The sequence below is a fragment of the Streptomyces sp. NPDC018031 genome (assembly GCF_044327625.1).
In the GTDB taxonomy this organism is placed as follows: domain Bacteria; phylum Actinomycetota; class Actinomycetes; order Streptomycetales; family Streptomycetaceae; genus Streptomyces.
Genome location: NZ_JBIRFT010000017.1, coordinates 1 through 22,045, shown reverse-complemented (window position 1 = coordinate 22,045; position 22,045 = coordinate 1). Strand labels below are relative to the sequence as shown.

The window sequence follows — 22,045 nt, the reverse complement described above, 5'->3', positions numbered from 1 at the left end:
CATCGCCCGTTCGGCCCTGCCCGCGGGCGGCCGGGCCGGCGGGCCCGCACCGTGGAGGAGTACCGCGCGTCCTGCGTACGGAGCACGGGAGCACGTCCCCCTTGAGGTGCAGCCGCGGCCTGCGTGCCGCAGCACGGCCGAGGAGGTTTCCGCCATGCGCACATCCCGGGCCGCGGCGGCGGCATCCGTGGCCGCGGCGGCCGCGATCGCCGCCGTGGGCATGCAGCCGGCGGCCGCCGGCAGTCCGCGGGGTGCCGCGTCCGAGCCGGTGACCGCGGTCCTGGAGTCGGCCGCCGCCCGGGTGGCGGCCGCGGCCGCCACCGGACCGGGCGGGGTGCGGACCACCGGACCGCCCGTCGGCGCCCCGCGGGGCCCGGACGACGCGGACGACGCGGACGACTCCCGTCCGGGGGAGCGCGGCGCCTCCTGCAACGCCTGGATATCCGGGTCCCGGGCGCACGCCAGTTGCTTCAACCCCGACCCCGGCGCCGACCGGGTGCAGTTGCACGTCGACTGCGCCCGCTGGTGGGACCCGGACCTGGACGGGCACCCGGTCGAGGTCGGGCCGGCCCAGCACATCCGGCTCTCCCAGCGCTGCTGGAAGGAGATCCGCGAGGCCTGGGTGTCCCACCGGCCGGAGCGCTGACCGGCTCCCGGGCGCGGCTCAGCGGGGGGTGAACCGGCAGGAGAAGGCGTGGGCGCTCGCCTCGGCCGCCGCCCGTTCGCCGTCCCGCGCCCGGATCGCCTCCACCAGCCGGGCGTGGTCCACGTACGCCTCGGGGCGCAGCTCGGCGCCGACGTCGGCCCGCAGGAACTCCCGCAGCACCCCGCCGAGGTCGGCGTAGAGCTCGGCCAGCACCTCGTTGTGCGACGCCGCCACGATCGCCAGGTGGAGCGTGGCGTCCGCCTCCACGAAGGCTTCCGTGTCACCCGAGTCCCAGGCCCGTTCGCGCCGGTCGAGCAGGGTGCCGATCTGCCGCAGGTCCTGCTCGGTGCGGCGCTCCGCCGCCAGCTGGGCCGCCTTGGTCTCCAGCGCGGTGCGCAACTCGGCGACGTGCAGGGGTTCGGAGTCCGCGAACCGGCGGTGCATCACCCCGGCCAGCTCGCTGGTGGCCACCACGTAGGTGCCCGAGCCCTGCCGGATGTCCAGCAGTCCGTTGTGCGCCAGCGCGCGCACCGCCTCACGCACGGTGTTACGGGCCACTCCCAGCTGTTCGACCAGTTCGGGTTCGGTCGGGATGCGGGACCCCACCGGCCACTCGCCGGAGGTGATCTGGGCGCGCAGCTGGGCGATCACCTGGTCGGCGAGCGCGGAGCGCCGGGGCGAGGTCAGCGGCATGACTCTCCTGGCTTCGGGCCTGGCTTCGAGCCCGGCTTCGGGCCCGTACCGGGGATCCGGACGGGCTTCCGGACGACCCCATTTTGCCGCCCGCTCGGCACCGCGCGGTCACCGGACCCGTCGGCGGGGCGGCCGGCCGGAGGGGGGTGCGGGCCCGCGCCCGGACGGGCGGGCGGAGTGGACATCGATTCATCCCATGATTCTATGATGGGGATATGAGAGACCAGCGCGTCACCACCGACACCGCCGCACCACCGGACCGGCCCGCCGCCGAGCGCGACGCCGCGGCCGCACCGGCCCGGGGCGCGGCGTCCGGTCCGGCGGACCCGGCCGCCGAACGCGACGCCGAAGCCGCGGAGGCCGCCGACGCCTCCGGGTCGCGCGGCAGGCAGCGGCTGGTGGTCATCGGCCTGGTGCTCGCCGCCCTCAACCTGCGGCCCGCCATCACCAGCCTCGGCTCGCTGCTCGAAGAGGTCCGCGACGGCCTGGGCATGAGCGGCACCCTCGCCGGCTTCCTCACCTCCGTCCCGGCGCTCTGCTTCGCGGTCTTCGGGCTCGCCGCCCCCCGGCTCGCCCGCCGCTGGGGCCCGGCCACCGTGGTGTGCTCCGGTCTCGCCGCGATCACCCTGGGGCTGGCCGTCCGCCCCCTGCTGGGCGCCACCGCGGGCTTCCTGACCGCCAGCGCGCTGGCGCTCGCCGGGATCGCGGTGAGCAACGTCCTCATGCCGGTGATCGTCAAGCGCTGGTTCCCCGACCGGGTCGGCACCATGACCGGCCTGTACTCCATGGCCCTGTCGCTGGGCACGTCCGCCGCCGCCGCGGTCACCGTCCCGATGACCGATGCCCTCGGCGGCAGCTGGCGGCTCGGCCTGGGGGTCTGGGCCGTCCTGGCCGGCGTCGCCGTGCTGCCCTGGCTCGCCGTCGCCCGCGGCCGCACCAACCGGCAGGCGCGTGCGGAGGCGGCCGGCCCGGCCCGTCCGGACGCCCCCGCCGGCCGCATCACCCGCAGCCGCACCGCCTGGGCCATGGCCGTCTTCTTCGGCCTCCAGGCCACCGCCGCGTACATCACCATGGGCTGGATGCCGCAGATCTTCCGCGACGCCGGGGTCTCCGCCTCCACCGCGGGCGTACTGCTGGCCGTCACCATGGTGATGGGGGTCCCGCTCTCCTTCGTGCTGCCGCGGATCGCCGCCCGGCTGCGCCACCAGGGCGTCCTGGTGGTGGCGCTGGGCACCTTCGGCCTCACCGGCTACGCCGGGCTGTGGCTCGCCCCGGCCGCCGGCGCCTGGGTCTGGGCGCTGCTGCTGGGCGTCTCCAACTGCGCCTTCCCGCTCGCCCTGACGATGATCGGGATGCGGGCCCGGACCAGCTCCGGGGTGGTCCGGCTGTCCGCCTTCGCCCAGTGCACCGGCTATCTGCTGTCCATCCCCGGACCGCTCCTGGTGGGCGCCCTCTACCAGCACAGCGGCGGCTGGGACCTGCCGATCGCGCTGATGGCCGCCCTGATGCTGCCGCAGATCGCGGCCGGCGTGCTGGCCGGTCGCGACCGCACCCTGGAGGACGAGCTGTGAGCCGGCGGTGCGACACTGGGGCCATGTCTCCTGTGCTGGACCCCAACCCGCAGAACGGGCAGAAGAAGCTGCTCACCATCCTGGGCGCGATGCTCGTGATCACGGTGATCATCGGCGTGATCGCCACCATCGCCTCGCCCTGACCCGCGACCCCCGCCCCGGCCGCCGCGCCCGGCCGCCGCGTGGTGGGGTACGCCCCCCTGTCCCCTAGGGGGCGGGCCTCAGGGTCGAGTGGGTGGGATGCCGGATGGGAGCGGCGGCCGCGGCTGCGTAGATTCGAGGAGTCACAGCCCGCGTCAGGGCAACCGCTCCCTGTCTCCGGAGGCTCCCATGTCCGCCCGGTCAGCACGCCCCTCCATCCGGCCCGCCCGTCCGGCCCCCGGCGGCGTGGAGACCCGGCTCCCGTGGTGGGGGATAGCGCTCCCCGCCCTCGCCTTCGCCGCGCTCCTGCTGCTGATGTCGGGCGCCTCGAACGTGCACGCGGCCGGCCGCGGCGGAAGCTGGTCGCAGCTGCTCGGCTCGGTCCAGCGGACGGTGCTCGACCAGCTGCCGTGACCAGGGGTGCCCGACCGGTCCACCCTTGGTGGGGACCCTCCCAACACCCCGCGCTCCGCACCCCTTTTCATGCGAAGCTGGGACCCATGAGCGTCGATGTGACCCGAAGGATCGTCCTACTCCGACACGCCAAGGCCGAATGGTCCGCTGACTCCGACCACGAGCGGCCGCTGGCCGACCGCGGCCGCACAGACGCCCCGGTCGCCGGACGCTGGCTGGCCGGCGCCGGCATCACGCCGGACCTCACCGTGTGCTCCACCGCCGTCCGCACCCGGGAGACCTGGAAGCTGGCCGTCTCGGAGCTGCCGCAGCGCCCGCGGACCGTCTACGACGAGCGGGTCTACGAGGCGTCGCTCGGCGAGCTGATCGCGGTGCTCAACGAGACCTCCGACGAGGTCCGCGACCTGCTGCTCGTCGGCCACAACCCCGGAGTGCACGCCCTGGCCGACGCGCTCGCCGGCGAGGCGGACGGCGACCTGCTGCCCAGGATGAACCGGAGCGGCTTCCCCACCGCGGCGATGGCCGTGGTGACCTTCAACGGTTCCTGGAAGTCCGTGGAGCACGGCGTGGGACGGCTGGTCGCCTTCTGGGCGCCGCACGCCGCCTGATCCCCCCGCTCGATGTGCCGCTGCCCCCACCCGGAGGCGGGGGCAGCGGCACATCGAGGCGCAGCCGGTCCGGGGGACCGGTCAGTCGGAGTGCGTCTCCGCGGCCTCGACCTCTTCCCGGGTGATGCCCAGCAGGTACAGCACCGTGTCGAGGAACGGCACGTTCACCGCGGTGTGCGCGGCCTCGCGCACCACCGGCTTCGCGTTGAAGGCGACCCCCAGCCCCGCCGCGTTCAGCATGTCCAGGTCGTTCGCGCCGTCACCGATCGCCACCGTCTGGGCCAGCGGAACCCCCGCCTCGGCGGCGAAGCTGCGCAGCAACCGGGCCTTGCCCGCCCGGTCCACCACGTCCCCGACCACCCGGCCGGTGAGCTTGCCGTCCACCACCTCCAGGGTGTTGGCCGAGGCGAAGTCCAGTCCCAGCCGTTCCCGCAGGTCGTCGGTGACCTGGGTGAAGCCGCCGGAGACCACACCGACCTGGTAGCCGAGCCGCTTCAGGGTGCGGATCAGGGTCCGGGCGCCGGGGGTGAGCCGGACCTCGGCCCGCACCTTCTCCACCACCGACTCGTCGATGCCCTTCAGCAGCGCGACCCGCGCGTGCAGGGACTGCTCGAAGTCCAGCTCGCCGCGCATCGCGCGGGCGGTGACGTCGGCGACCTCGGCCTCGCAGCCCGCGTGTGCCGCGAAGAGCTCGATGACCTCGTCCTGGATCAGGGTGGAGTCGACGTCCATCACCACCAGGCGCTGCGCCCGGCGCTGCAGTCCGGAGGCGACGACCGCCACGTCCACGCCCAGGGCGGCGGCCTCGGTGGCCAGCGCGGTGCGCAGCGGCCCGGTCTGCGCGCCGGAGACCTCGAACTCCACCGCGGTCACGGGGTACTTCGCCAGTCGGAAGATGCGGTCGATGTTGCCGCCGGTGCCGGTGATACGGGCCGCGATGGCGGCCGTGGACTCCGCGGTCAGCGGGCGGCCGAGCACGGTGACATGGGACCGGCCGACGCCGCGGGGCCGGTTGTCGCCCCTGCCGGAGATGATCTCCGCCTGGAGCCGCAGCGACTCCGCCCAGCTGTGCACGGTGGCACGGAGGTCGCCCTCGGTCACGCCCGCGGCCGTCGGCGGGGTCACCAGGGCGCACAGCACTATGCGCCCCCGGGTGACGACCTGCTCGATGTCCACGACGTCGACGCCGTAGGCGGCGAGGGTGTCGAAGAGCCCGGCGGTGATGCCGGGGCGGTCCTTGCCGAAGATCTTGACGAGAAGGGTGGGATCGTCGTCGCCCGGTACGGCGATGGCAGGTGGGATCTGCGATGCGCTCATGGTGTTACCACCGTATCGGGCGTGGTGGAAGCGTCGCGCGGCTGTCCGTGCTGCGGACGGCAGTGCGACGGAGAGTGTTCCACCCACGGTCATCGTGCGGTCACGCAATACCGGCGAACTCAGGTTATCGAGGGTCGAAACACCCCGCATCCCGGCACCGCCGGACGTCCCGGTCTCCTGTCGGTCACCGCGCCACGCCGGCGCCCCGGTCACCGCGCCACGCCGGTGCCCAGGTCGCCGGGACCGGCCGGGGCGGCCCGCTCGCCGGCGACCCCCGCCCGCCAGGCCAGCAGCGCTCCGGCGAAGCCCGCCAGACCGCCCCAGGCGGCGCCCAGGAGCAGCGCGAGCGGCGCACTGCCGTGCAGGTCGAGCCCGGCCTCGAAGGCGTCGAACCCGAGCACCGACAGACTGGCCCCGGCGGACACCCCGGTCAGCTGGACCAGCAGCGGCAGGGCGAGCGCGGTCGCGATCCCCAGCCGCAGCGCGCACCGGCCCGCGAACCCGTAGGGGCCGGCGTCCCGGCCGGCCCCGGTGACCCCGGCCGGTACCGGTGTCCGCACCGCGGTGAGCACCCCGGCCGCCAGCGTCATCAGTACGCACCCGACGACCAGCAGCCAGACCCGGCCGTCGAGTTCGGCCAGCCGGCCGATGGTGATCCGCTCGTCCGTCCCCGCACCGAGCAGCTCGTCCAGCGGGTCGGGCAGCACCTGCCGGAACGCGCCGGTGGCCGACCCGTGCCAGGGCACGAAGAGACCCAGCGGAACCCCCAGCCACACCCCGTTCGGTGCGCCGATCAGGGTGCCGCCGAGCACCAGCCCGGGGTGGTCGTCGCCGATGGCCGCGTACACCCCGGCGGCCACTCCGGCGCCGACGGCGAGCACCAGCACCGCGCAGAGCGCCGAGACGGCCGGAGCCACGGAGTGCCGCAGGGCCTGCCAGTCCCCGGGGAGCGGGGTGCGGCGCGAGGCGAGCAGTGCGATGAGCAGGACGGCCAGCACCCACACCGCGCCGCCCAGCAGCGAGCGGCCGGTCTCCACGGCGAGCCCCACCCGCGCCTCGGCGCCCGCCAGCTCGGCGAGCCGCCCCGGCAGCAGTCCGCCGCCGAGGTCCGCGAGGTCGCCCAGGTCGGCGGGGAACTCGTCCGGCGCCCCGCCGTCGGTGCCGAACGTCGAGCCGTCGATCGTGACCGTATCGTTGCCCACCCAGCACAGCCCGGCGAGCAGCAGCAGGAAGACGACGGCCACCGCCCCGGCGCGGGCGGCGAGTTCGGCCCGGTCCGGCACGGATCCGGACCGCCGCAGCGAGCGGAGGAACAGCATGCCGAGCAGAAGCGCTCCGACCAGTGAGATGCCCAGTGGCGCGATATCGACGGCGCTGGTGGCGTCTGCACCTTCGAGTCCGAAAATCTTCACATCGCCTGACGGTTTGACCGAGCCGCCGACCGCGAGCACCACCGCCGCGGCGGTCATGGGCCCCAGAGAACCCGCGCGATCCGCCCCCATCAGATGAAGGCCGAGCGCTCCCAGGCCCACCATCGCCAGAAAAGCCCAGCTCACAGCGGCCAAGGCGGAAATCAGCACCTCGCCAGGGCGGACCCGGCCACCGTCGCTCGCCGCCATGGTGTTTTCCCCTGATAGTCGCGAATTGCCCGGATAACCCATGATCCACGCCATTCGTAGGCGCCTACCACTTTCCGGAGTCCTTTCGGATGAGTCAACGCTGTCCGGTACGCGCTCTTGTCAATGCCCGACTTCCGGTTCGGGGACCGAGCCTGAAATAGTTCCCCACGATGTTCGCCATCCCTAGACTCCCTGCCGCAGGGGGATTTTCGGGGGACAACTAGTGGGGCATGGAGTGCCGGAACTCGTACTGGAATTGAATGGTCAGACCTGGACACTTGACCCATCCAGGTCGTACAGCCTTGGGCGTGACCCGCAGGGCGACGTGGTATTCGACGACGCCAGGGTCTCCTGGCGGCACGCCACCGTGCGCTGGGGAGGGCGCAGTTGGGTCATCGAGGACCACGGCAGCACCAACGGCACCTACCTGCAGGGTCAGCGCATCCAGCAGATGGAGATCGGCCCGGGTTCGGTGCTGTACCTCGGCAACGCGACGGACGGCCCCCGGCTGACGCTCTCCGGCGCGGCGGCCCACGCCGGAGGGGCCGCTTTCGGCGCGCAGAACGCGATGGCGGCCCCCCAGCAGGCCCAGCAGGCCCAGCAGGCCCCGTATCCGCAGGCGCAGCCGCAGCAGCCGGCCTGGCAGAACGGGGTGCCGCAGCAGCCGTACCAGCAGCAGGCCCCGCAGGGCTGGCCGCAGGCGCCGCAGCACGGCGGCCCCGAGCAGCAGCCGCACGCGCAGCCGCACCATCAGCCGCAGCACCAGGCGCCGCACGCACAGCCCCAGCAGCAGTCGCACGCGCAGCCCCAGCCGCCGCAGGGTCTCCAGCAGCCGCACCAGCCGCCGCACGGCCACCAGCCGCCCCAGGGGTTCGTCCCGCAGCAGGCCGGGGCTCCCCAGGAAGACCCGGCGCGGCAGGCTCCCGGCACCGCTCCGTCGGCGCACCCGGCGCCCGCCCAGGGCGACCGCAGCCCCACCACCTTCCACCACCTGGCGGTCGGCCGGGTGATGCGGATCGGCCGTGCCCTGGAGAACGAGCTGGTCGTCTCCGACCTCCAGGTCTCCCGGAACCACGCGGAGTTCCGTGCGCTGCCCGACGGCCGCTTCGAGATCGTCGACCTCGGCAGCCACAACGGTACGTACGTCAACGGTCAGCCGGTCCGTCAGCAGGTCATCGGCCCGAACGACATCGTCGGCGTCGGCCACTCCACCTTCCGGCTGGTCGGCGACCGGCTGGAGGAGTTCGTCGACACCGGTGAGGTCTCCTTCTCCGCCCGTCACCTCACCGTGACGGTGGACGGCGGCAAGCAGATCCTCAAGGACGTCTCCTTCGGCGTGCCGGAGAAGTCCCTGGTCGCGGTCATCGGCCCGTCCGGCTCCGGTAAGTCCACCCTGCTCAAGGCGCTCACCGGGTACCGTCCGGCCAACCAGGGCGACGTCCTCTACGACAACCGGAACCTCTACAAGCAGTTCGCCGAGCTGCGGCAGCGCATCGGACTGGTCCCGCAGGACGACATCCTGCACAAGGAACTGACGGTGCGGACCGCCCTGAAGTACGCGGCCAAGCTCCGCTTCCCCGGTGACACCGCGGAGGCCGAGCGCACCGCCCGCATCGACGAGGTGCTGCGCGAGCTCAAGCTCGACATCCACGCCGACAAGAAGGTCACCTCGCTCTCCGGCGGCCAGCGCAAGCGCGTCTCGGTGGCGCTGGAGCTGCTCACCAAGCCGTCGCTGATCTTCCTGGACGAGCCGACCTCCGGCCTCGACCCGGGCATGGACCGGGACGTCATGCAGCTGCTGCGCGGCCTGGCCGACGACGGCCGCACCGTCCTGGTCGTCACCCACTCGGTCGCCGAGCTGGCGCTGTGCGACAAGCTCCTGGTCATGGCGCCGGGCGGCTCGGTCGCCTACTTCGGTCCGCCGGAGGAGGCACTCAACTTCTTCGGCTACGAGACCTGGGCGGACGTCTTCTCCGCCTTCGAGAACTACCGCGACTACGACTGGGCGGGCCGCTGGCGCGGCTCCGAGCACTACCGGCTGTACGCGGCCGACCTCGACGCCGTCGCTCCGCAGTCGGTGCACGTCCAGCCGCCGCCGGCCCGGGTGCACAAGCCGCAGAGCTGGGGCTCCCAGCTGTTCACCCTGATCCGCCGCTATGTCTCGGTGATCGCCTCCGACCGCGGCTTCCTGGCCCTGATGCTGATCCTGCCCGCCGTCCTCGGCGGTGTCTCGGTGGTCATACCCTCCGACTTCGGACTGCAGATGGCCCCGAAGGGCCAGTTCAACCAGGACGCCGGGACGATCATGCTGATCCTGGTGGTCGGCATGTGCTTCTCCGGCGCGGCGAACTCCGTCCGAGAACTGATCAAGGAACGGGTCATCTACGAACGGGAACGGGCCGTCGGCCTGTCCCGGTCCGCCTATCTGATGTCCAAGGTCATCGTGCTCGGCGTGATCACCGCGTTCCAGGGCGTCATCATCTGCGCCATCGGCTTCTCGGTCCGCGAGCTGCCGGAGGAGGGGCTGATCCTCCCGCCGGCCGCCGAGCTCTGCCTGGCGATCATCGCCATCGGCTTCACCTCGATGATGATCGGCCTGGTCATCTCCGCACTGGTGAAGACCGCCGAGAAGACCATGCCGCTGCTGGTCATGTTCGCCATCGTCCAGGTCGTCTTCACCGGCATCCTGTTCAAGATCTACGGATCACCCGGCATCGAGCAGTTCGCCTGGCTGATGCCGGCCCGCTGGGCCGTCGGCGCGGCCGCCGCCACCCTGGACTTCGGCCCCGGCCCCGGCCATGTGATGGCCCCCTGGGACCGCAAGAAGCCCGACGACCTCGACCCGCTGTGGGAGCACGCCACCGGCCAGTGGGCCATCGACATGTTCGTGCTGATCGCGCTCGGCGTCGCCTGTGGCTTCGCGGTGGCGCGGCTGCTGCGCCGGCACGAGCCGGAGGTCATGCGGAAGTGACCCGCCGCGGGTCCCGGTGACCCGCGCGAGGCATCGCCCGCACACGGCGAAGGGCGGCACCCACCGGGGGTGCCGCCCTTCGTCATGTGTCACGGCCTCGGTCACCGGCCCTCCAGGGCGCGGGCGCGAGGGGCCGGACGGATCAGTACGCCGAGTTGACGTTGTCCATCGAGCCGTAGCGGTCGGCCGCGTAGTTGCAGGCCGCGGTGATGTTGGCGACCGGGTCGTAGATGTCCCAGGAGGTGCCCTCGACGTGGTACGCCTTGAAGGTCGGCGGGATCACCTGGAGCAGACCCTTGGACGGGATGCCGTTGATGGCGTTGATGTCCCAGTTGTTGATCGCGCGCGGGTTACCGGAGGACTCCCGGATGATGTTGCGGTGGATGCCCTCGTAGGTACCCGGGATGCCCTTCTCCTTCATGATGGCGAGGGACTCGCGGATCCACCCGTCCAGGTTGTCCGGGTAGGTCGGCTTGGCCGGGGCGGGCTTGGCGACCGGGGCGGCCTTGGTGACCGGCTTCCGCTCCTGCGAGCGGTTGGCGGCCTCGGCGGCGGCGCGCTTCTTGGCGACCTGCTCCTTGACCACGCGGTCCCGCTCGGCCTTCGCCTTGGCGGCGGCCTCGGCGGCCTTCTTCTTGGCGGCCTCGTCGGCGGCCTTCTTCGCGGCGGCGTCGGCGGCCTTCTCGGCCTCCGCCTTCGCGGCGGCCTGCTTCTCGGCCTCGGCCTTCTTCGCGGTCATCGCGGACTGCTGGGTGAGGCTGTCCTTCTGGATCTTGGCACCGAGCGCGGAGTCGTCCAGCGTGGCGACCGGCTTGGCGGACAGGGCCTGCGACTGCGGCTCGGCCTCGGCGCTGCCGCCGGGGACGACAGTGAAGGCCAGGGCGGCGGCACCGGCCGCGGCGATGCCGGCGGCGGAGAACTTGTGGGTCTTGGTCAGACGGCTATAACCGGAGATGCTGGGAATGCGCATGGGCGGTGTAGTCCTCTTCCAATCGCTCGGAGTCGCAGAGGCCGTTCGGCGCTGAAAAAGCGCCGTGTCTCGATCTACGGCGCCGTGCGACTCGGCAATTGTTAGCGGCCGCAAAAACGCGTGGCAAAGGTGTGACGTACTAAGCCGCTTCGTGGGACCCGGTGCCCCCGGAGGGCCTCCAGGGCCCGGGGCTCCCCGCTTACTCGGGCTTTAAACGTCCACTAACTCCGGTCGTAGGTGACCTGGGTCCTATGCCCAGGGTCACACGGAGGCACCCTCCGAATCGCTCTCTGTGCTCGAGTGAACACGGGAAGGCGAACTCCGGGCCCGCCTTCCCGCTCCGGCCGCTCCGGGCCCGCCTTCCCGCTCCGGCCGTGCCGACCGCCCGCGTGCCGACCACCCGCGTGCCGAGCGCCCGGCCGCGCCCGGCCGCGTCGTTCAGATTTCGGTCAGTACCTGCGGCAGCGACTTGCGGACCAGATCGGGCACCACGCAGTCCGCCGCCGGATAGCCCACCGGGATCACCGCGAACGCCTTCTCGTTCTCCGGCCGCCCCAGCGCCTCGCCCAGGAACCGCATCGGGCTGGGCGTGTGCACCAGCGCCGCGAGCCCGGACAGATGGAGCGCGGACAGCAGCATGCCGACCGCGATCCCCACCGACTCGTCCACGTAGTAGTGCTTGCGGCGCTCCCCGTCCGGCCCCAGCCAGTAGCGCTGCTGGAACACCACGATCAGCTGCGGCGCGTCCGTGAGGTGCGGCTTGACCGCGTCCGTGCCCAGCGGACGCAGCGCCGCCAGCCACTCCCCGCCCAGCCGGCCCTCGTAGGACACCTGCTCCTCGGCCTCGGCGGCCTCCCGGATCCGCCGGCGCACCCGCGCGTCCTTGACCAGGACGAACGTCCACGGCTGCTGGTGCGCTCCGGACGGGGCGGTCGCGGCGCAGGCGATGGCGTCCCGCACCACCTGCTCCGGTACCGGGTCGGTGGAGAACTGCCGCACCGTCCGGCGCTCCGCCATCCGCTCCCGCAGCTCCGCGGCGCGGGCCAGCGACTCCTCGGCCGTCATCCGACCGGGCCGGTAGGGCACCGGCCGGTAGGGATCGCCGTGGGTGGGGGTCCAGCTCCTCATTGGTATGGACATATGGAGGAGTCTGCGGGGCGTCCGGCCCCACCGGGGGAGATTCCCGCCACCTACCGCCCCGGCTACGCCGTTCACGGTCGCGCCCGGCAGACGGAAGGGGGAGAACGGCCCGGACGGCCTACGTCCCAGGCCCTAAGCGGAGGCCGCCGCCGGGCCGATACGCCGCCACCGACCCGCCGGTACGGTGACCGTATGAACAAAGGACCGGGCAGTGACCCCGGAGCGGGGCTGGCCTGTGTCAGCAGCGCACTCCTCGCCATGAGCCGCCATCTGGAGGTACGCGACGTGCTCCAGACGATCGTGGTCTCGGCCCGGCAGCTGCTCGACGCCGAATACGCGGCCCTCGGCGTACCCGACGATCACGGCGGCTTCGCGCAGTTCGTCGTCGACGGGGTCAGCGAGGAGCAGTGGAAGGCCATCGGCCCGCTGCCCCGCCAGCACGGCATCCTCGCCGCGATGCTCCGCGACGCGACCCCGCAGCGGCTGGCCGACGTCCGGCAGGACCCCCGCTTCGAGGGCTGGCCCGACGCCCACCCCGAGATGTCCGACTTCATCGGGCTGCCGGTCGCCGACGGGGACGAGGTCCTCGGCGCGCTGTTCCTCGCCAACAAGAGGTGTCCCAAGCCGGAGGGCGGCTGCGGCTTCACCGCCGCCGACGAGGAACTGCTGGGCATCCTCGCCCAGCACGCCGCCATCGCCCTCACCAACGCCCGGCTCTACGAGCGCAGCCGCGAGCTGACCATCGCGGGCGAGCGGGCCCGGCTCGCCCACGAGCTGCACGACGCGGTCGCCCAGAAGCTCTTCTCGCTGCGGCTGACCGCGCAGGCCGCGACGGCCCTGGTGGACCGCGACCCGGCCCGGGCGAAGAGCGAGATGCAGCAGGTCGCCGCGCTCGCGGCGGAGGCCGCGGACGAGCTGCGCGCCGCCGTGGTGGAGCTGCGCCCCGCGGCGCTGGACGAGGACGGGCTGGTGGCCACCCTGCGCACCCAGATCCAGGTGCTCGACCGGGCCCACACCGCCCGGGTCACCTTCGCCGCCCGGAGCGTCCGCGCCCTCCCGGCCGCCCAGGAGGAGGCGCTGCTGCGCGTCGCCCAGGAGGCGCTGCACAACGCGCTGCGGCACTCCGGCGCCGGGCGGGTCGAGGTCACCCTCGCCCGGCAGGGCCCCTCCGGGGTGCTGCTGCGGGTCGCCGACGACGGCGGCGGCTTCGACCCGTCCGCGGTCCGGCGCGCGGGACGGCACCTGGGCCTGGTGTCGATGCGCGACCGCGCGCAGGGGGTCGGCGGCACATTGACGGTGGAGTCGGAGCCCGGGAAGGGCACCGCGATCGAGATGGAGGTGCCCGGTGGCTGAGCCGGCGAGAATCCGGGTCCTGCTGGTCGACGACCACCAGGTGGTCCGGCGTGGCCTGCGGACCTTCCTGGAGGTGCAGGACGACATAGAGGTGGTGGGCGAGGCGTCCGACGGGGAGGAGGGCGTCACCCGGGCCGAGGAGCTGCGGCCGGACGTGATCCTCATGGACGTGAAGATGCCCGGCGTGGACGGCATCGAGGCGCTGCGCAGACTGCGCGAGGCCGGCAACCCGGCCCGGGTGCTGGTCGTGACCAGCTTCACCGAGCAGCGCACGGTCGTGCCGGCGCTGCGGGCGGGCGCCGCCGGCTACGTCTACAAGGACGTGGACCCCGACGCGCTGGCCGGGGCCATCCGGTCCGTGCACGCCGGCCATGTACTGCTCCAGCCGGAGGTGGCGGGAGCGCTGCTCTCACAGGAGGAGGCGAACGGCGGGCAGGGCCGTCAGGGCTCGCTCACCGAGCGGGAGCGCGAGGTGCTGGCGCTGATCGCGGACGGGCGCTCCAACCGGGAGATCGCCCGTGCCCTGGTGCTCTCCGAGAAGACCGTCAAGACCCATGTGTCGAACATCCTGATGAAGCTGGACCTGGCGGACCGCACCCAGGCGGCGCTGTGGGCCGTGCGGCACGGCATCGGTGCCTGAGACCGACTGGAGAACGACTACAGAAAGGTCATCGGCCGAGCTGAGATTCATACCGTCGGGTGTAAGTCACCCGATCGGCGTCACCCCGGTGTGCCTGGGGCGTTTCCCAGTACGTGCCACGGCGAACGGCCGTGGCATCACGCCAGGAGGGTTTGACCACGTGAAGAACATCAAGAAGCTCGCGGCCACCACGATCGCGGCGGGCGGCCTCGTCCTCGCCGGTGCCGGTGTCGCTTCCGCCGCAGGCTCCACCGCCCACGGTGACGCCGTGGGGTCGCCCGGTGTCGTCTCCGGCAACGTGCTCCAGGTCCCGGTCAAGGTCTCGGCGAACGTCTGCGGCGACTCCGTCGACATCATCGGCCTGGTGAACCCGGCCGCCGGCAACGCCTGCGGCAACGCCTGACCTCCGGTCGGCCTACCGCACCTGCGGGGCCCCGCGCGTCACATCGACCGCGGGGCCCCGCAGGGTGTCCCGGTGGCCGGCGGCCCGGCGAGACAGCTCCCCGGCCCGGCGGCCGGCGGCCCGGCGGGGAAGCGCCCGGCGGGCACACCCGCGCCGTGACCCCTTTCTCCCCGCGCCCCTCCCGGTGCCCCTCCCTGCGCCTCTCCCGGTGCCGCGCGCCCCGCTCCGCCGGGCCCGGCCTCCCGGGTCGGCCCCCGGCCGGGGTGCGCCGGAGCGGTCAGGGCCGGTCGCGCCGCCGCTCCCGCTCCTCCACATACGCGTTGTACGCGGCCACCTGCGCCCGCCGCGCGGTGCGCTCGACCGGCCGGAGGGCTTCCGCCCGGGCCGCGATCTCCGACGCGCTCACCGCCGCGCCGTGCTCCCGTCCGTCCCCGCCCGCGGTGTAGGCGATGGAGATCAGCGCGCCGACCCGCTGCGCCAGCTCCAGCACCCGGACCGCACGCGGCGGGTAGCCGGGCGCCAGCACCTCACGGCCACGCTCCGCCCGCGCCCGGTAGGCGTCCAGCGCCGCCTGGGCGATCGGCCCGGAACCGGCGACGTTCAGCCGGGACAGCACCTCGGTGGCCTCCCGCAGCGCCTCCGCCAGCTCCCGCTCCGCCTCGCCCAGCGAGGGCACGTCCGCGGGTGGTGCGTCGCGCACCGGCAGACAGCGCCACACCACCTCCACGTGCAGGTCGCCGGCCGGGCCCGCCTCGAAGACCTCCGGCACCAGGCCCAGCGACACGCCCGGGACGATCACCGCCTCGCCCGCGTCCAGCGCCCGCGCGTTGAAGTCCGGCGGGCCGCTCAGCCCGAGCGGATGACCGGGCACCGGCAGTGCCACCCCCATCCCGGTGGCGCCCAGCGCCCGCAGCCGGCCGAGCGCCAGGGTCAGCCCCACCGGTGCCGATTCCCCGGGGAGATCCGCCACGCGGTGCGAGGTGTCCTCACCCGCTATGCGGTCAGCTGCCTCATCTGGTGAGACAAGTCCGGCAAGAAGGGCATTTCCCCACGCCGCGAGACGTCCTGAACGAGGTTCATCGAGCATGGTCCCCAGCCTAAGGACTGCCGCCGACAACCAGTGGCGTAGGTTTTCCCTGGGGGCTGCGCCTACCGGCGCACGCGACATTCGAGACTGCAATGGGAGACAACGCGCTCATGAGCGATGTTCTGGAGCTGGTGGACGTATCCGTGGTCCGCGACGGCCGGGCTCTGGTGGACAAGGTCTCCTGGTCGGTCGCCGAGGGGGAGCGCTGGGTGATCCTCGGCCCCAACGGCGCCGGCAAGACGACCCTGCTCAACGTCGCCTCCAGCTATCTCTTCCCGACCAGCGGCACCACGCAGATCCTGGGTGAGAAGCTCGGCGCCGTCGACGTCTTCGAGCTGCGCCCGCGGATCGGCATGGCCGGTATCGCCATGGCCGACAAGCTGCCGCGCAACCAGACGGTGCTGGAGACCGTGCTCACCGCCGCCTACGGCATGACCGCCCACTGGCAGGAGAGCTACGACGCCGTGGACGAGGAGCGCGCCCGCGCCTTCCTCGACCGGCTTGGCATGAACGACTACCTGGACCGCAGGTTCGGCACCCTCTCCGAGGGCGAGCGCAAGCGCACCCTCATCGCGCGCGCCATGATGACCGACCCCGAGCTGCTCCTCCTCGACGAGCCCGCCGCCGGACTCGACCTCGGCGGCCGCGAGGACCTGGTGCGCCGGCTCGGCCGGCTCGCCCGCGACCCGCTCGCGCCCTCCATGATCATGGTCACCCACCACGTCGAGGAGATCGCCCCCGGCTTCACCCACGTCCTGATGATCCGCCAGGGCAAGGTGCTCGCCGCCGGTCCGGTCGAGACCGAACTGAACTCGCGCAACCTCTCGCACTGCTTCGGACTGCCGCTGGTGGTGGAGCGCAACGGCGACCGCTGGACCGCCCAGGGGCTGCCGCTCCGCTGACCCCGCGACCGCGGGCGGCCTCTCCCGGGGCCGCCCGCGGCGCCGTACCCGGACCCGGCCGGCGCTCCTGGCCCGGGCCACCCAACCGCCCCGGGCCCGCCCGGCGTCGGCGGCAGGTCCGCCCGAACCGCCCCGGCGCCACACGGCATCCGCCGCGGGACCCGCCCGGCCTCCGTCCCGGGGCGCACCCCCGTCGTCCCCGCCCGCACGCGGCGGTGAACCCCGCGGACCGGCAGGCCCGGTCCACGTCGCGGACACCGCACCCCGGCCCCGGGACGGGGGCGCCCGGCCGTTGCGGTCGCGCCCTGTCCCCGTCAACCCCCGCCAACTACCATGACGGTGTGGACGGATGGGTGTGGTGGCTGATCGCCGCCGTAGCGCTGGGCATCCCGCTCGTGCTGACCGCGATGCCCGAGTTCGGCATGGCCGCGGTCGGTGCCGTGGCCGGAGCCGTCACGGACGCGCTCGGCGGCGGGATCGTGCTCCAGGTAGTGGTCTTCGCCGTGATCTCGGTCGCCCTGATCGCCGTGGTGCGCCCGATCGCCAACCGCGGCCGCCGGCAGCGCCCCGAACACGTCAGCGGCGTCGAGGCGCTGAAGGGCCGTCAGGCCGTCGTGCTGGAACGGGTGGACGGCGAAGGCGGCCGGATCAAGCTCGCCGGTGAGGTGTGGTCCGCGCGCGCACTCGACGCCGACCAGACGTACGAACCCGGGCGGCGGGTCGACGTCGTGGACATCGAGGGCGCCACCGCCGTGGTCATCTGAAGCCGTCAAGCTGCGCCGTGCACCGGTTATCTGAAAGACTTCAACATCATCGTCCGATGAGACCGACAGGCTTGACAATCCAGCAGCATGAAGGGCACGGGGAGCCAGTGTGAATCCGATCATCATCGTCCTGATCATCCTGGTGATTCTCGTCTTCGTCGCGCTCATCAAGACGATCCAGGTGATTCCGCAGGCGAGTGCGGCCATCGTCGAACGCTTCGGGCGCTACACCCGCACCCTCAACGCGGGCCTGAACATCGTCGTACCGTTCATCGACTCGATCCGTAACCGGGTCGACCTGCGGGAGCAGGTCGTGCCGTTCCCCCCGCAGCCGGTGATCACCCAGGACAACCTGGTCGTCAACATCGACACCGTCATCTACTACCAGGTGACCGACGCGCGGGCCGCGACCTACGAGGTCGCCAGCTTCATCCAGGCGATCGAGCAGCTCACCGTGACCACCCTGCGGAACATCATCGGCGGCATGGACCTGGAGCGCACCCTCACCTCCCGCGAGGAGATCAACGCCGCCCTGCGCGGGGTCCTCGACGAGGCCACCGGCAAGTGGGGCATCCGCGTCAACCGCGTCGAGCTCAAGGCGATCGAGCCGCCCACCTCCATCCAGGACTCGATGGAGAAGCAGATGCGCGCCGACCGGGACAAGCGTGCCGCGATCCTCCAGGCCGAAGGTGTCCGGCAGTCGGAGATCCTGCGCGCGGAAGGCGAGAAGCAGTCCGCGATCCTGCGCGCCGAGGGTGAGGCCAAGGCGGCCGCGCTGCGCGCCGAGGGCGAGGCCCAGGCGATCCGGACCGTCTTCGAGTCCATCCACGCCGGCGACCCGGACCAGAAGCTCCTCTCCTACCAGTACCTCCAGATGCTGCCGAAGATCGCCGAAGGCGACGCCAACAAGCTGTGGATCGTGCCCAGCGAGATCGGCGACGCCCTCAAGGGTCTCGGCGGGGCGATCGGCAACTTCGGCCCGATGGGCGGCGGCGGCTCCGGCGCCGCGAAGGAGACCGCACCGCGCCGCGAGCAGCCCAGGATCGACTGAGCCCCGGCCGCCGGCACACAACCGCCGCCCGACGCGATCCGCGTCGGGCGGCGGTTCCGTCTCCGGCCGGGGTCAGGGCAGCAGAGGTGCCCCCAGCGGCAGTTCCCCCTGCCGCGCCGAGCCCAGCGCCAGCAGCAGCGCGTCGGCCGGGGTCGGCTCGAACGGCGTGCTCAGCAAGGTCATCCCGGCCTGCTCCGGGGTACGGTCCGCCTTGCGGTGATTGTCCTCGGCGCACGACGCGACCGTGTTCAGCCAGGTGTCCCCGCCCCCGCGCGACCGGGGCACCACATGGTCCACGGTGGTCGCCCGCCGGCCGCAGTAGGCGCAGCGGTGCCGGTCCCGCACCAGTACTCCGCGCCGCGACCACGGCGCCTGTCTTCGGAACGGCACCCGCACGTAACGGCGGAGCCGGATCACCCGGGGCAGCGGCAGATCGATCGCCGAGGCGCGCACCCGCAGCCGCGGATGGGCCTGTTCGACGACTGCCTTGTCCTGCAGTACCAGCACCACCGCACGGCGCAGGCTCACCGTCGACAACGGCTCGAAGCTCGCATTCAGTACCAGTGTCTCGCGCATCCAGACCACCTCCCGCACCAGGCATCCCGGCCCGCTCCACCACGGGCGGGCCGGGATCAACTCTGGCGCGGGGCCCGGACCGCGACAACGCAATTTCCGCCGCCGCGAGGCCCCCGAGCCCACCGGACCCGGGGGCCGCCGCCGCACGGTCAGCCGCCGGCGGGCACCTCGTACTCGGCGATCACCTGGGCGCGGGCCAGCGCGTGGAAGCGGAGGTGGAAGCCGACGACCGCGGGCGACGCCTCCGCGTCCGGCCCCAGCTTCTCGCCGTCCACCGCGTAGACGGTGAAGACGTAGCGGTGCGGGCCGTCACCGGGCGGCGGCGCCGCACCCCCGAAGTCCCGCGACCCGTAGTCGTTCCGCGCGTGCACCGCGCCGGCCGGCAGGCCCGCGAAGTCGCCGCTGCCCGCCCCGGCCGGCAACTCCGTCACCGACGCCGGGATGTCGAAGAGCACCCAGTGCCAGAATCCGCTCCCGGTCGGGGCGTCCGGGTCGTAGCAGGTGACCGCGAAGCTCTTGGTCTCCTCCGGGAAGCCCTCCCAGCGCAGGTGCGGTGAGACGTCGCCGGCCGCCTGCACCTGGGCATCCTTCAGCGTGCCGCCCGGCTCCACATCGTCGCTCACCACCGTGAACGACGGCACCGGGGGATGGAAGTCGTGAGGAAGCGGACGCCGCTTCTGCTCGGCCACGTGAAAAACCTCCTGCTGCTCGTACCGGACGCGTGCGCGGCCAGCCTAACCAGCCGTCCCCGCCCGGTCTGGGACGATGCGCCACATGACCTCACCGGAGCCTCGCCCTGTCCGGCACGCGGCCGAACTGCGCCTGGACGGCGTGTCCGACAAGACCGGCTTCCTCGACCGGTGCGCACGCGATCTGCAGCTGCCCGACTGGTTCGGACACAACTGGGACGCCCTCGCCGACGCCCTCACCGACCTGACCTGGTGGGGTGCCCCGCCGGTGGAGTACGTGCTGCGCGTCCACGGCTGGTCCGACTTCCGCCGGGCGGCTCCCGAGGATGCCGCCGTCGCCGCCGGCATCCTGTCCGACGCGGAGTCCTACTGGGCAGCCCGCGGCACCCCGCTCACCGTCGTCTACGACGCCCGCCCCGAGCGGCCGCCGGGCTGAGCCGGTGCCGCGCCGGCCCCGGGGCGCGGAGGCGAGGCGGCCGGGAACGGCGGAGGGGCGTGCCGGACCGATGTCCGGCACGCCCCCTTCGACCGCGTCACCGACGGCCGGCGGCACCCTCGCCCTGGGTACCGCGCCCGCCGCTCAGAACCAGTTGCGCTTCCCGCCGACCTCGGCGAGCCACTGGTTGAGGTACGCGGCCCAGTCGGTGTCCTGGTACGAGGCCAGGCCGACGGTGAAGGCACGGTAGGAGTCGCTGCCCTCGGTGAACAGGCCGGGCTTCTTGTCCATCTCCAGCACCACGTCCATCTCACGGTCGTCCGTGATGAACGTCAGCTCCACCTGGTTCAGGCCCCGGTACTGCTCGGGCGCGTAGAACTCGATCTCCTGGTAGAAGGGCAGCCGCTGCCGGGTGCCGCGGATGTGGCCGCGCTCCAGGTCGGCGCTCTTGAAGCGGAAGCCGAGCCCGCCGAACGCGTCCAGGATCGCCTGCTGCGCCGGGAGCGGGTGCACGTTGACCGGGTCGAGGTCGCCGGAGTCGACCGCGCGGGCGATCCGCAGCTCCGTGGTGACCCCGATGTTCATCCCGGTGAGGTGACGGCCGAGGACGGTGGTGATCGGCGTCTCCCAGGGCACCTCCAGGGTGAACGGAACGGTGTGCGCCGCACCGGCCTGGACCTCGAAGGCCCCGCCGACCTCGAGCCGGGTGAACTCGATGTCCTGCTTCACTTCCTGGTCGTTGCCCTCGACCTCGACGCGGGCCTGCAGGCCGACCGAGACGCCCTCGATCTGCTGCGCGACCGAGCCGCCCTGGATACGGACCTCGCCCTGCACCACGCCGCCCGGGACGACGTTCTCCTCGGTCAGCACCGTCTCCACCGAGGCGCCACCGGCACCCAGACTCGCGAGCAGCTTCTTGAAGCCCATGTTGTTCCCTTCCAGGACGTGATCACCGGTTGATCGGTCGACCGCCGTGGATCCGGGGGATCCACGCTCCGTCCGATACGAACGCGGAACGGAGCCGCGCGGTTCCGTCCCTACCTTTCCAGCCACCCGCCCTCCGCACCAACAACGGAGGCCGGCCCTTGTCCGATCCGTTGCACTACGCTCGAATCCCGTGACTCAGGGACCCGACCGAACGCCGCTGGACCGCGACTTCTTCAACCGCCCGGTACTGGAAGTGGCCCCCGACCTGCTCGGCCGCACCCTGGTGCGGCACACCCCGCACGGCCCGATGGAAGTGCGCCTCACGGAGGTGGAGGCGTACGCGGGCCAGGCGGATCCCGGCTCGCACGCCTACCGCGGCCGCACCGCGCGCAACGCCGTGATGTTCGGGCCCCCGGGTCATGCGTATGTCTACTTCACCTACGGCATGTGGCACTGCCTGAACCTGGTGTGCGGGCCGGAGGGCGTGGCGAGCGGGGTGCTGCTGCGCGCGGGCGAGGTGCTGCGGGGCGCGGAGCTGGCCCGCAGGCACCGGCCCACCGCCCGCACCGACCACGAGCTGGCGAAGGGGCCGGCCCGGCTGGCCACCGCGCTCGACGTCGACCGGCGGCTGGACGGGGCCGATGTCTGCGACGGCCCGGCGGCACCCCTGTGGATCCTGAGCGGCGAACCCGCACCCGCCCCGCGCATCCGCAGCGGCCCCCGGACCGGAGTGGGCGGCGAGGGCGCCACCCACCCCTGGCGGTTCTGGATCGACGGCGACCGCACGGTCAGTCCCTACCGCGCGCACACCCCGCGCCGGCGGGGTCCGAAGGTCCGCCCGACGGAACTTGACTCGACGGGCCGGGACGCCTAACGTAGCCCGAGCCGCTTGAACAGGTCAGGTGTCGGCGCGACCTCCGGTCCGCCCCATCGCAGCCTTCAGCGGCAAACCACTACCTACGACTTCCCCGGCAGGGGTCCGATTTCGGCATGCCGAATTCCGGATCGAAAGGCTCGATTAGGAGCCCACGGGGAAATCCGCTAAAGTAGTGATCACGCCGGAAGGCGCGAAACAAACCCCCTCCAACGGGGACCGGAAATGAAATCCGAACCGGGAACGGAACGGA

General features: G+C 72.7%; 23 protein-coding genes. 14 read left to right on the top strand and 9 right to left on the bottom strand.

The annotated features are described in order from the left end of the window. The first annotated feature begins 154 nt into the window (after positions 1–154). Complete coding sequence (locus ACH4B3_RS28095) at positions 155–646, top strand: hypothetical protein (RefSeq protein WP_398467412.1); 492 nt, start codon at positions 155–157, stop codon at positions 644–646. An 18-nt stretch (positions 647–664) separates the two neighbouring features. Here ACH4B3_RS28095 and ACH4B3_RS28090 read toward each other — a convergent pair whose 3' ends face one another. Continuing rightward, on the bottom strand, positions 665–1,339 hold the full coding sequence (locus ACH4B3_RS28090) for a FadR/GntR family transcriptional regulator (RefSeq protein WP_398467410.1): 675 nt from the start codon (positions 1,337–1,339) through the stop codon (positions 665–667). A gap of 215 nt (positions 1,340–1,554) precedes the next feature. Here ACH4B3_RS28090 and ACH4B3_RS28085 point away from each other — a divergent pair, with 215 nt between their 5' ends. The 4 genes from ACH4B3_RS28085 (at position 1,555) to ACH4B3_RS28070 (ending at position 4,073) form a co-directional block, all read left to right on the top strand. Continuing rightward, the gene (locus ACH4B3_RS28085; protein WP_398467408.1) at positions 1,555–2,910 is read left to right on the top strand and encodes a CynX/NimT family MFS transporter; all 1,356 of its coding nucleotides are present in this window, start codon (positions 1,555–1,557) and stop codon (positions 2,908–2,910) included. A 23-nt stretch (positions 2,911–2,933) separates the two neighbouring features. Beyond that, entirely contained in the window at positions 2,934–3,053 is a 120-nt protein-coding gene (locus ACH4B3_RS28080) for an SGM_5486 family transporter-associated protein (RefSeq protein WP_398467406.1), read from the top strand. 187 nt (positions 3,054–3,240) lie between these two features. Beyond that, positions 3,241–3,465 carry a hypothetical protein gene (locus ACH4B3_RS28075; RefSeq protein ID WP_398467404.1) on the top strand — a complete coding sequence of 75 codons (225 nt, stop codon included), beginning with the start codon at positions 3,241–3,243 and terminating at the stop codon, positions 3,463–3,465. An 86-nt stretch (positions 3,466–3,551) separates the two neighbouring features. Continuing rightward, positions 3,552–4,073, top strand: a complete 522-nt coding sequence (locus tag ACH4B3_RS28070) for a SixA phosphatase family protein (protein ID WP_398467402.1) — start codon at positions 3,552–3,554, stop codon at positions 4,071–4,073. An 81-nt stretch (positions 4,074–4,154) separates the two neighbouring features. On the opposite strand, the gene serB is transcribed toward ACH4B3_RS28070, so the two are convergent. Then, a complete protein-coding gene (gene serB / locus ACH4B3_RS28065; RefSeq protein ID WP_398467400.1) occupies positions 4,155–5,390 on the bottom strand; it encodes a phosphoserine phosphatase SerB in 1,236 nt (411 codons plus the stop codon). 209 nt (positions 5,391–5,599) lie between these two features. Continuing rightward, on the bottom strand, positions 5,600–7,009 hold the full coding sequence (locus tag ACH4B3_RS28060) for a streptophobe family protein (RefSeq protein ID WP_398467398.1): 1,410 nt from the start codon (positions 7,007–7,009) through the stop codon (positions 5,600–5,602). A 223-nt stretch (positions 7,010–7,232) separates the two neighbouring features. Here ACH4B3_RS28060 and ACH4B3_RS28055 point away from each other — a divergent pair, with 223 nt between their 5' ends. After that, positions 7,233–9,980, top strand: coding sequence for an FHA domain-containing protein (locus ACH4B3_RS28055; protein WP_398467396.1), 2,748 nt, complete (start codon positions 7,233–7,235; stop codon positions 9,978–9,980). Positions 9,981–10,122: 142 nt separating this feature from the next. Here the strand turns inward: ACH4B3_RS28055 and ACH4B3_RS28050 are convergent, their stop codons facing one another. Continuing rightward, complete coding sequence (locus tag ACH4B3_RS28050; protein WP_398467394.1) at positions 10,123–10,950, bottom strand: transglycosylase SLT domain-containing protein; 828 nt, start codon at positions 10,948–10,950, stop codon at positions 10,123–10,125. A 438-nt stretch (positions 10,951–11,388) separates the two neighbouring features. Beyond that, complete coding sequence (locus ACH4B3_RS28045) at positions 11,389–12,090, bottom strand: nitroreductase family protein (RefSeq protein ID WP_398467392.1); 702 nt, start codon at positions 12,088–12,090, stop codon at positions 11,389–11,391. A gap of 192 nt (positions 12,091–12,282) precedes the next feature. Between ACH4B3_RS28045 and ACH4B3_RS28040 the strand changes: the two genes are divergently transcribed. From ACH4B3_RS28040 to ACH4B3_RS28030, 3 genes are all read left to right on the top strand, one after another. Continuing rightward, the gene (locus ACH4B3_RS28040; RefSeq protein WP_398467391.1) at positions 12,283–13,443 is read left to right on the top strand and encodes a GAF domain-containing sensor histidine kinase; all 1,161 of its coding nucleotides are present in this window, start codon (positions 12,283–12,285) and stop codon (positions 13,441–13,443) included. After that, a complete protein-coding gene (locus ACH4B3_RS28035; protein ID WP_398467389.1) occupies positions 13,436–14,083 on the top strand; it encodes a response regulator in 648 nt (215 codons plus the stop codon). Before ACH4B3_RS28040 ends, ACH4B3_RS28035 begins: the two co-directional genes overlap by 8 nt. Positions 14,084–14,243: 160 nt before the next feature. Continuing rightward, a complete protein-coding gene (locus tag ACH4B3_RS28030; RefSeq protein ID WP_398467387.1) occupies positions 14,244–14,486 on the top strand; it encodes a chaplin in 243 nt (80 codons plus the stop codon). Between the two features lie 277 nt (positions 14,487–14,763). Here ACH4B3_RS28030 and ACH4B3_RS28025 read toward each other — a convergent pair whose 3' ends face one another. Next, the gene (locus ACH4B3_RS28025) at positions 14,764–15,573 is read right to left on the bottom strand and encodes a hypothetical protein (protein ID WP_398467385.1); all 810 of its coding nucleotides are present in this window, start codon (positions 15,571–15,573) and stop codon (positions 14,764–14,766) included. 110 nt (positions 15,574–15,683) lie between these two features. Here ACH4B3_RS28025 and ACH4B3_RS28020 point away from each other — a divergent pair, with 110 nt between their 5' ends. The 3 genes from ACH4B3_RS28020 (at position 15,684) to ACH4B3_RS28010 (ending at position 18,290) form a co-directional block, all read left to right on the top strand. After that, the gene (locus ACH4B3_RS28020) at positions 15,684–16,475 is read left to right on the top strand and encodes an ABC transporter ATP-binding protein (RefSeq protein ID WP_398467383.1); all 792 of its coding nucleotides are present in this window, start codon (positions 15,684–15,686) and stop codon (positions 16,473–16,475) included. A gap of 341 nt (positions 16,476–16,816) precedes the next feature. Beyond that, positions 16,817–17,239: an NfeD family protein gene (locus ACH4B3_RS28015; protein WP_398467381.1), complete on the top strand. Its 423-nt coding sequence runs from the start codon at positions 16,817–16,819 to the stop codon at positions 17,237–17,239. A gap of 109 nt (positions 17,240–17,348) precedes the next feature. Continuing rightward, the gene (locus tag ACH4B3_RS28010; RefSeq protein WP_398467379.1) at positions 17,349–18,290 is read left to right on the top strand and encodes an SPFH domain-containing protein; all 942 of its coding nucleotides are present in this window, start codon (positions 17,349–17,351) and stop codon (positions 18,288–18,290) included. A 72-nt stretch (positions 18,291–18,362) separates the two neighbouring features. On the opposite strand, the gene ACH4B3_RS28005 is transcribed toward ACH4B3_RS28010, so the two are convergent. Next, positions 18,363–18,866 carry an HNH endonuclease gene (locus tag ACH4B3_RS28005; protein WP_398467377.1) on the bottom strand — a complete coding sequence of 168 codons (504 nt, stop codon included), beginning with the start codon at positions 18,864–18,866 and terminating at the stop codon, positions 18,363–18,365. A gap of 149 nt (positions 18,867–19,015) precedes the next feature. After that, positions 19,016–19,555, bottom strand: coding sequence for a YbhB/YbcL family Raf kinase inhibitor-like protein (locus ACH4B3_RS28000; RefSeq protein WP_398467375.1), 540 nt, complete (start codon positions 19,553–19,555; stop codon positions 19,016–19,018). 85 nt (positions 19,556–19,640) lie between these two features. Here ACH4B3_RS28000 and ACH4B3_RS27995 point away from each other — a divergent pair, with 85 nt between their 5' ends. Next, on the top strand, positions 19,641–19,991 hold the full coding sequence (locus tag ACH4B3_RS27995) for a barstar family protein (protein WP_398467373.1): 351 nt from the start codon (positions 19,641–19,643) through the stop codon (positions 19,989–19,991). Between the two features lie 144 nt (positions 19,992–20,135). On the opposite strand, the gene ACH4B3_RS27990 is transcribed toward ACH4B3_RS27995, so the two are convergent. Further along, positions 20,136–20,918: a sporulation protein gene (locus ACH4B3_RS27990; protein WP_398467371.1), complete on the bottom strand. Its 783-nt coding sequence runs from the start codon at positions 20,916–20,918 to the stop codon at positions 20,136–20,138. 190 nt (positions 20,919–21,108) lie between these two features. On the opposite strand from ACH4B3_RS27990, the gene ACH4B3_RS27985 reads away from it, so the two are divergent. Further along, positions 21,109–21,792 (top strand): DNA-3-methyladenine glycosylase, encoded by a 684-nt coding sequence (locus ACH4B3_RS27985; RefSeq protein ID WP_398467369.1) that lies wholly within the window; start codon positions 21,109–21,111, stop codon positions 21,790–21,792. Positions 21,793–22,045 lie beyond the last annotated feature (253 nt).

What these genes read in the sequence shown, in the direction of transcription:
- ACH4B3_RS28095 (WP_398467412.1), top strand. Translation starts at nt 155, where the DNA reads ATGCGCACATCCCGGGCCGCGGCGGCGGCATCCGTGGCCGCGGCGGCC.
- ACH4B3_RS28090 (WP_398467410.1), bottom strand. Translation starts at nt 1,339, where the DNA reads ATGCCGCTGACCTCGCCCCGGCGCTCCGCGCTCGCCGACCAGGTGATC.
- ACH4B3_RS28085 (WP_398467408.1), top strand. Translation starts at nt 1,555, where the DNA reads ATGAGAGACCAGCGCGTCACCACCGACACCGCCGCACCACCGGACCGG.
- ACH4B3_RS28080 (WP_398467406.1), top strand. Translation starts at nt 2,934, where the DNA reads ATGTCTCCTGTGCTGGACCCCAACCCGCAGAACGGGCAGAAGAAGCTG.
- ACH4B3_RS28075 (WP_398467404.1), top strand. Translation starts at nt 3,241, where the DNA reads ATGTCCGCCCGGTCAGCACGCCCCTCCATCCGGCCCGCCCGTCCGGCC.
- ACH4B3_RS28070 (WP_398467402.1), top strand. Translation starts at nt 3,552, where the DNA reads ATGAGCGTCGATGTGACCCGAAGGATCGTCCTACTCCGACACGCCAAG.
- serB (WP_398467400.1), bottom strand. Translation starts at nt 5,390, where the DNA reads ATGAGCGCATCGCAGATCCCACCTGCCATCGCCGTACCGGGCGACGAC.
- ACH4B3_RS28060 (WP_398467398.1), bottom strand. Translation starts at nt 7,009, where the DNA reads ATGGCGGCGAGCGACGGTGGCCGGGTCCGCCCTGGCGAGGTGCTGATT.
- ACH4B3_RS28050 (WP_398467394.1), bottom strand. Translation starts at nt 10,950, where the DNA reads ATGCGCATTCCCAGCATCTCCGGTTATAGCCGTCTGACCAAGACCCAC.
- ACH4B3_RS28045 (WP_398467392.1), bottom strand. Translation starts at nt 12,090, where the DNA reads ATGTCCATACCAATGAGGAGCTGGACCCCCACCCACGGCGATCCCTAC.
- ACH4B3_RS28040 (WP_398467391.1), top strand. Translation starts at nt 12,283, where the DNA reads ATGAACAAAGGACCGGGCAGTGACCCCGGAGCGGGGCTGGCCTGTGTC.
- ACH4B3_RS28025 (WP_398467385.1), bottom strand. Translation starts at nt 15,573, where the DNA reads ATGCTCGATGAACCTCGTTCAGGACGTCTCGCGGCGTGGGGAAATGCC.
- ACH4B3_RS28020 (WP_398467383.1), top strand. Translation starts at nt 15,684, where the DNA reads ATGAGCGATGTTCTGGAGCTGGTGGACGTATCCGTGGTCCGCGACGGC.
- ACH4B3_RS28005 (WP_398467377.1), bottom strand. Translation starts at nt 18,866, where the DNA reads ATGCGCGAGACACTGGTACTGAATGCGAGCTTCGAGCCGTTGTCGACG.
- ACH4B3_RS27995 (WP_398467373.1), top strand. Translation starts at nt 19,641, where the DNA reads ATGACCTCACCGGAGCCTCGCCCTGTCCGGCACGCGGCCGAACTGCGC.
- ACH4B3_RS27990 (WP_398467371.1), bottom strand. Translation starts at nt 20,918, where the DNA reads ATGGGCTTCAAGAAGCTGCTCGCGAGTCTGGGTGCCGGTGGCGCCTCG.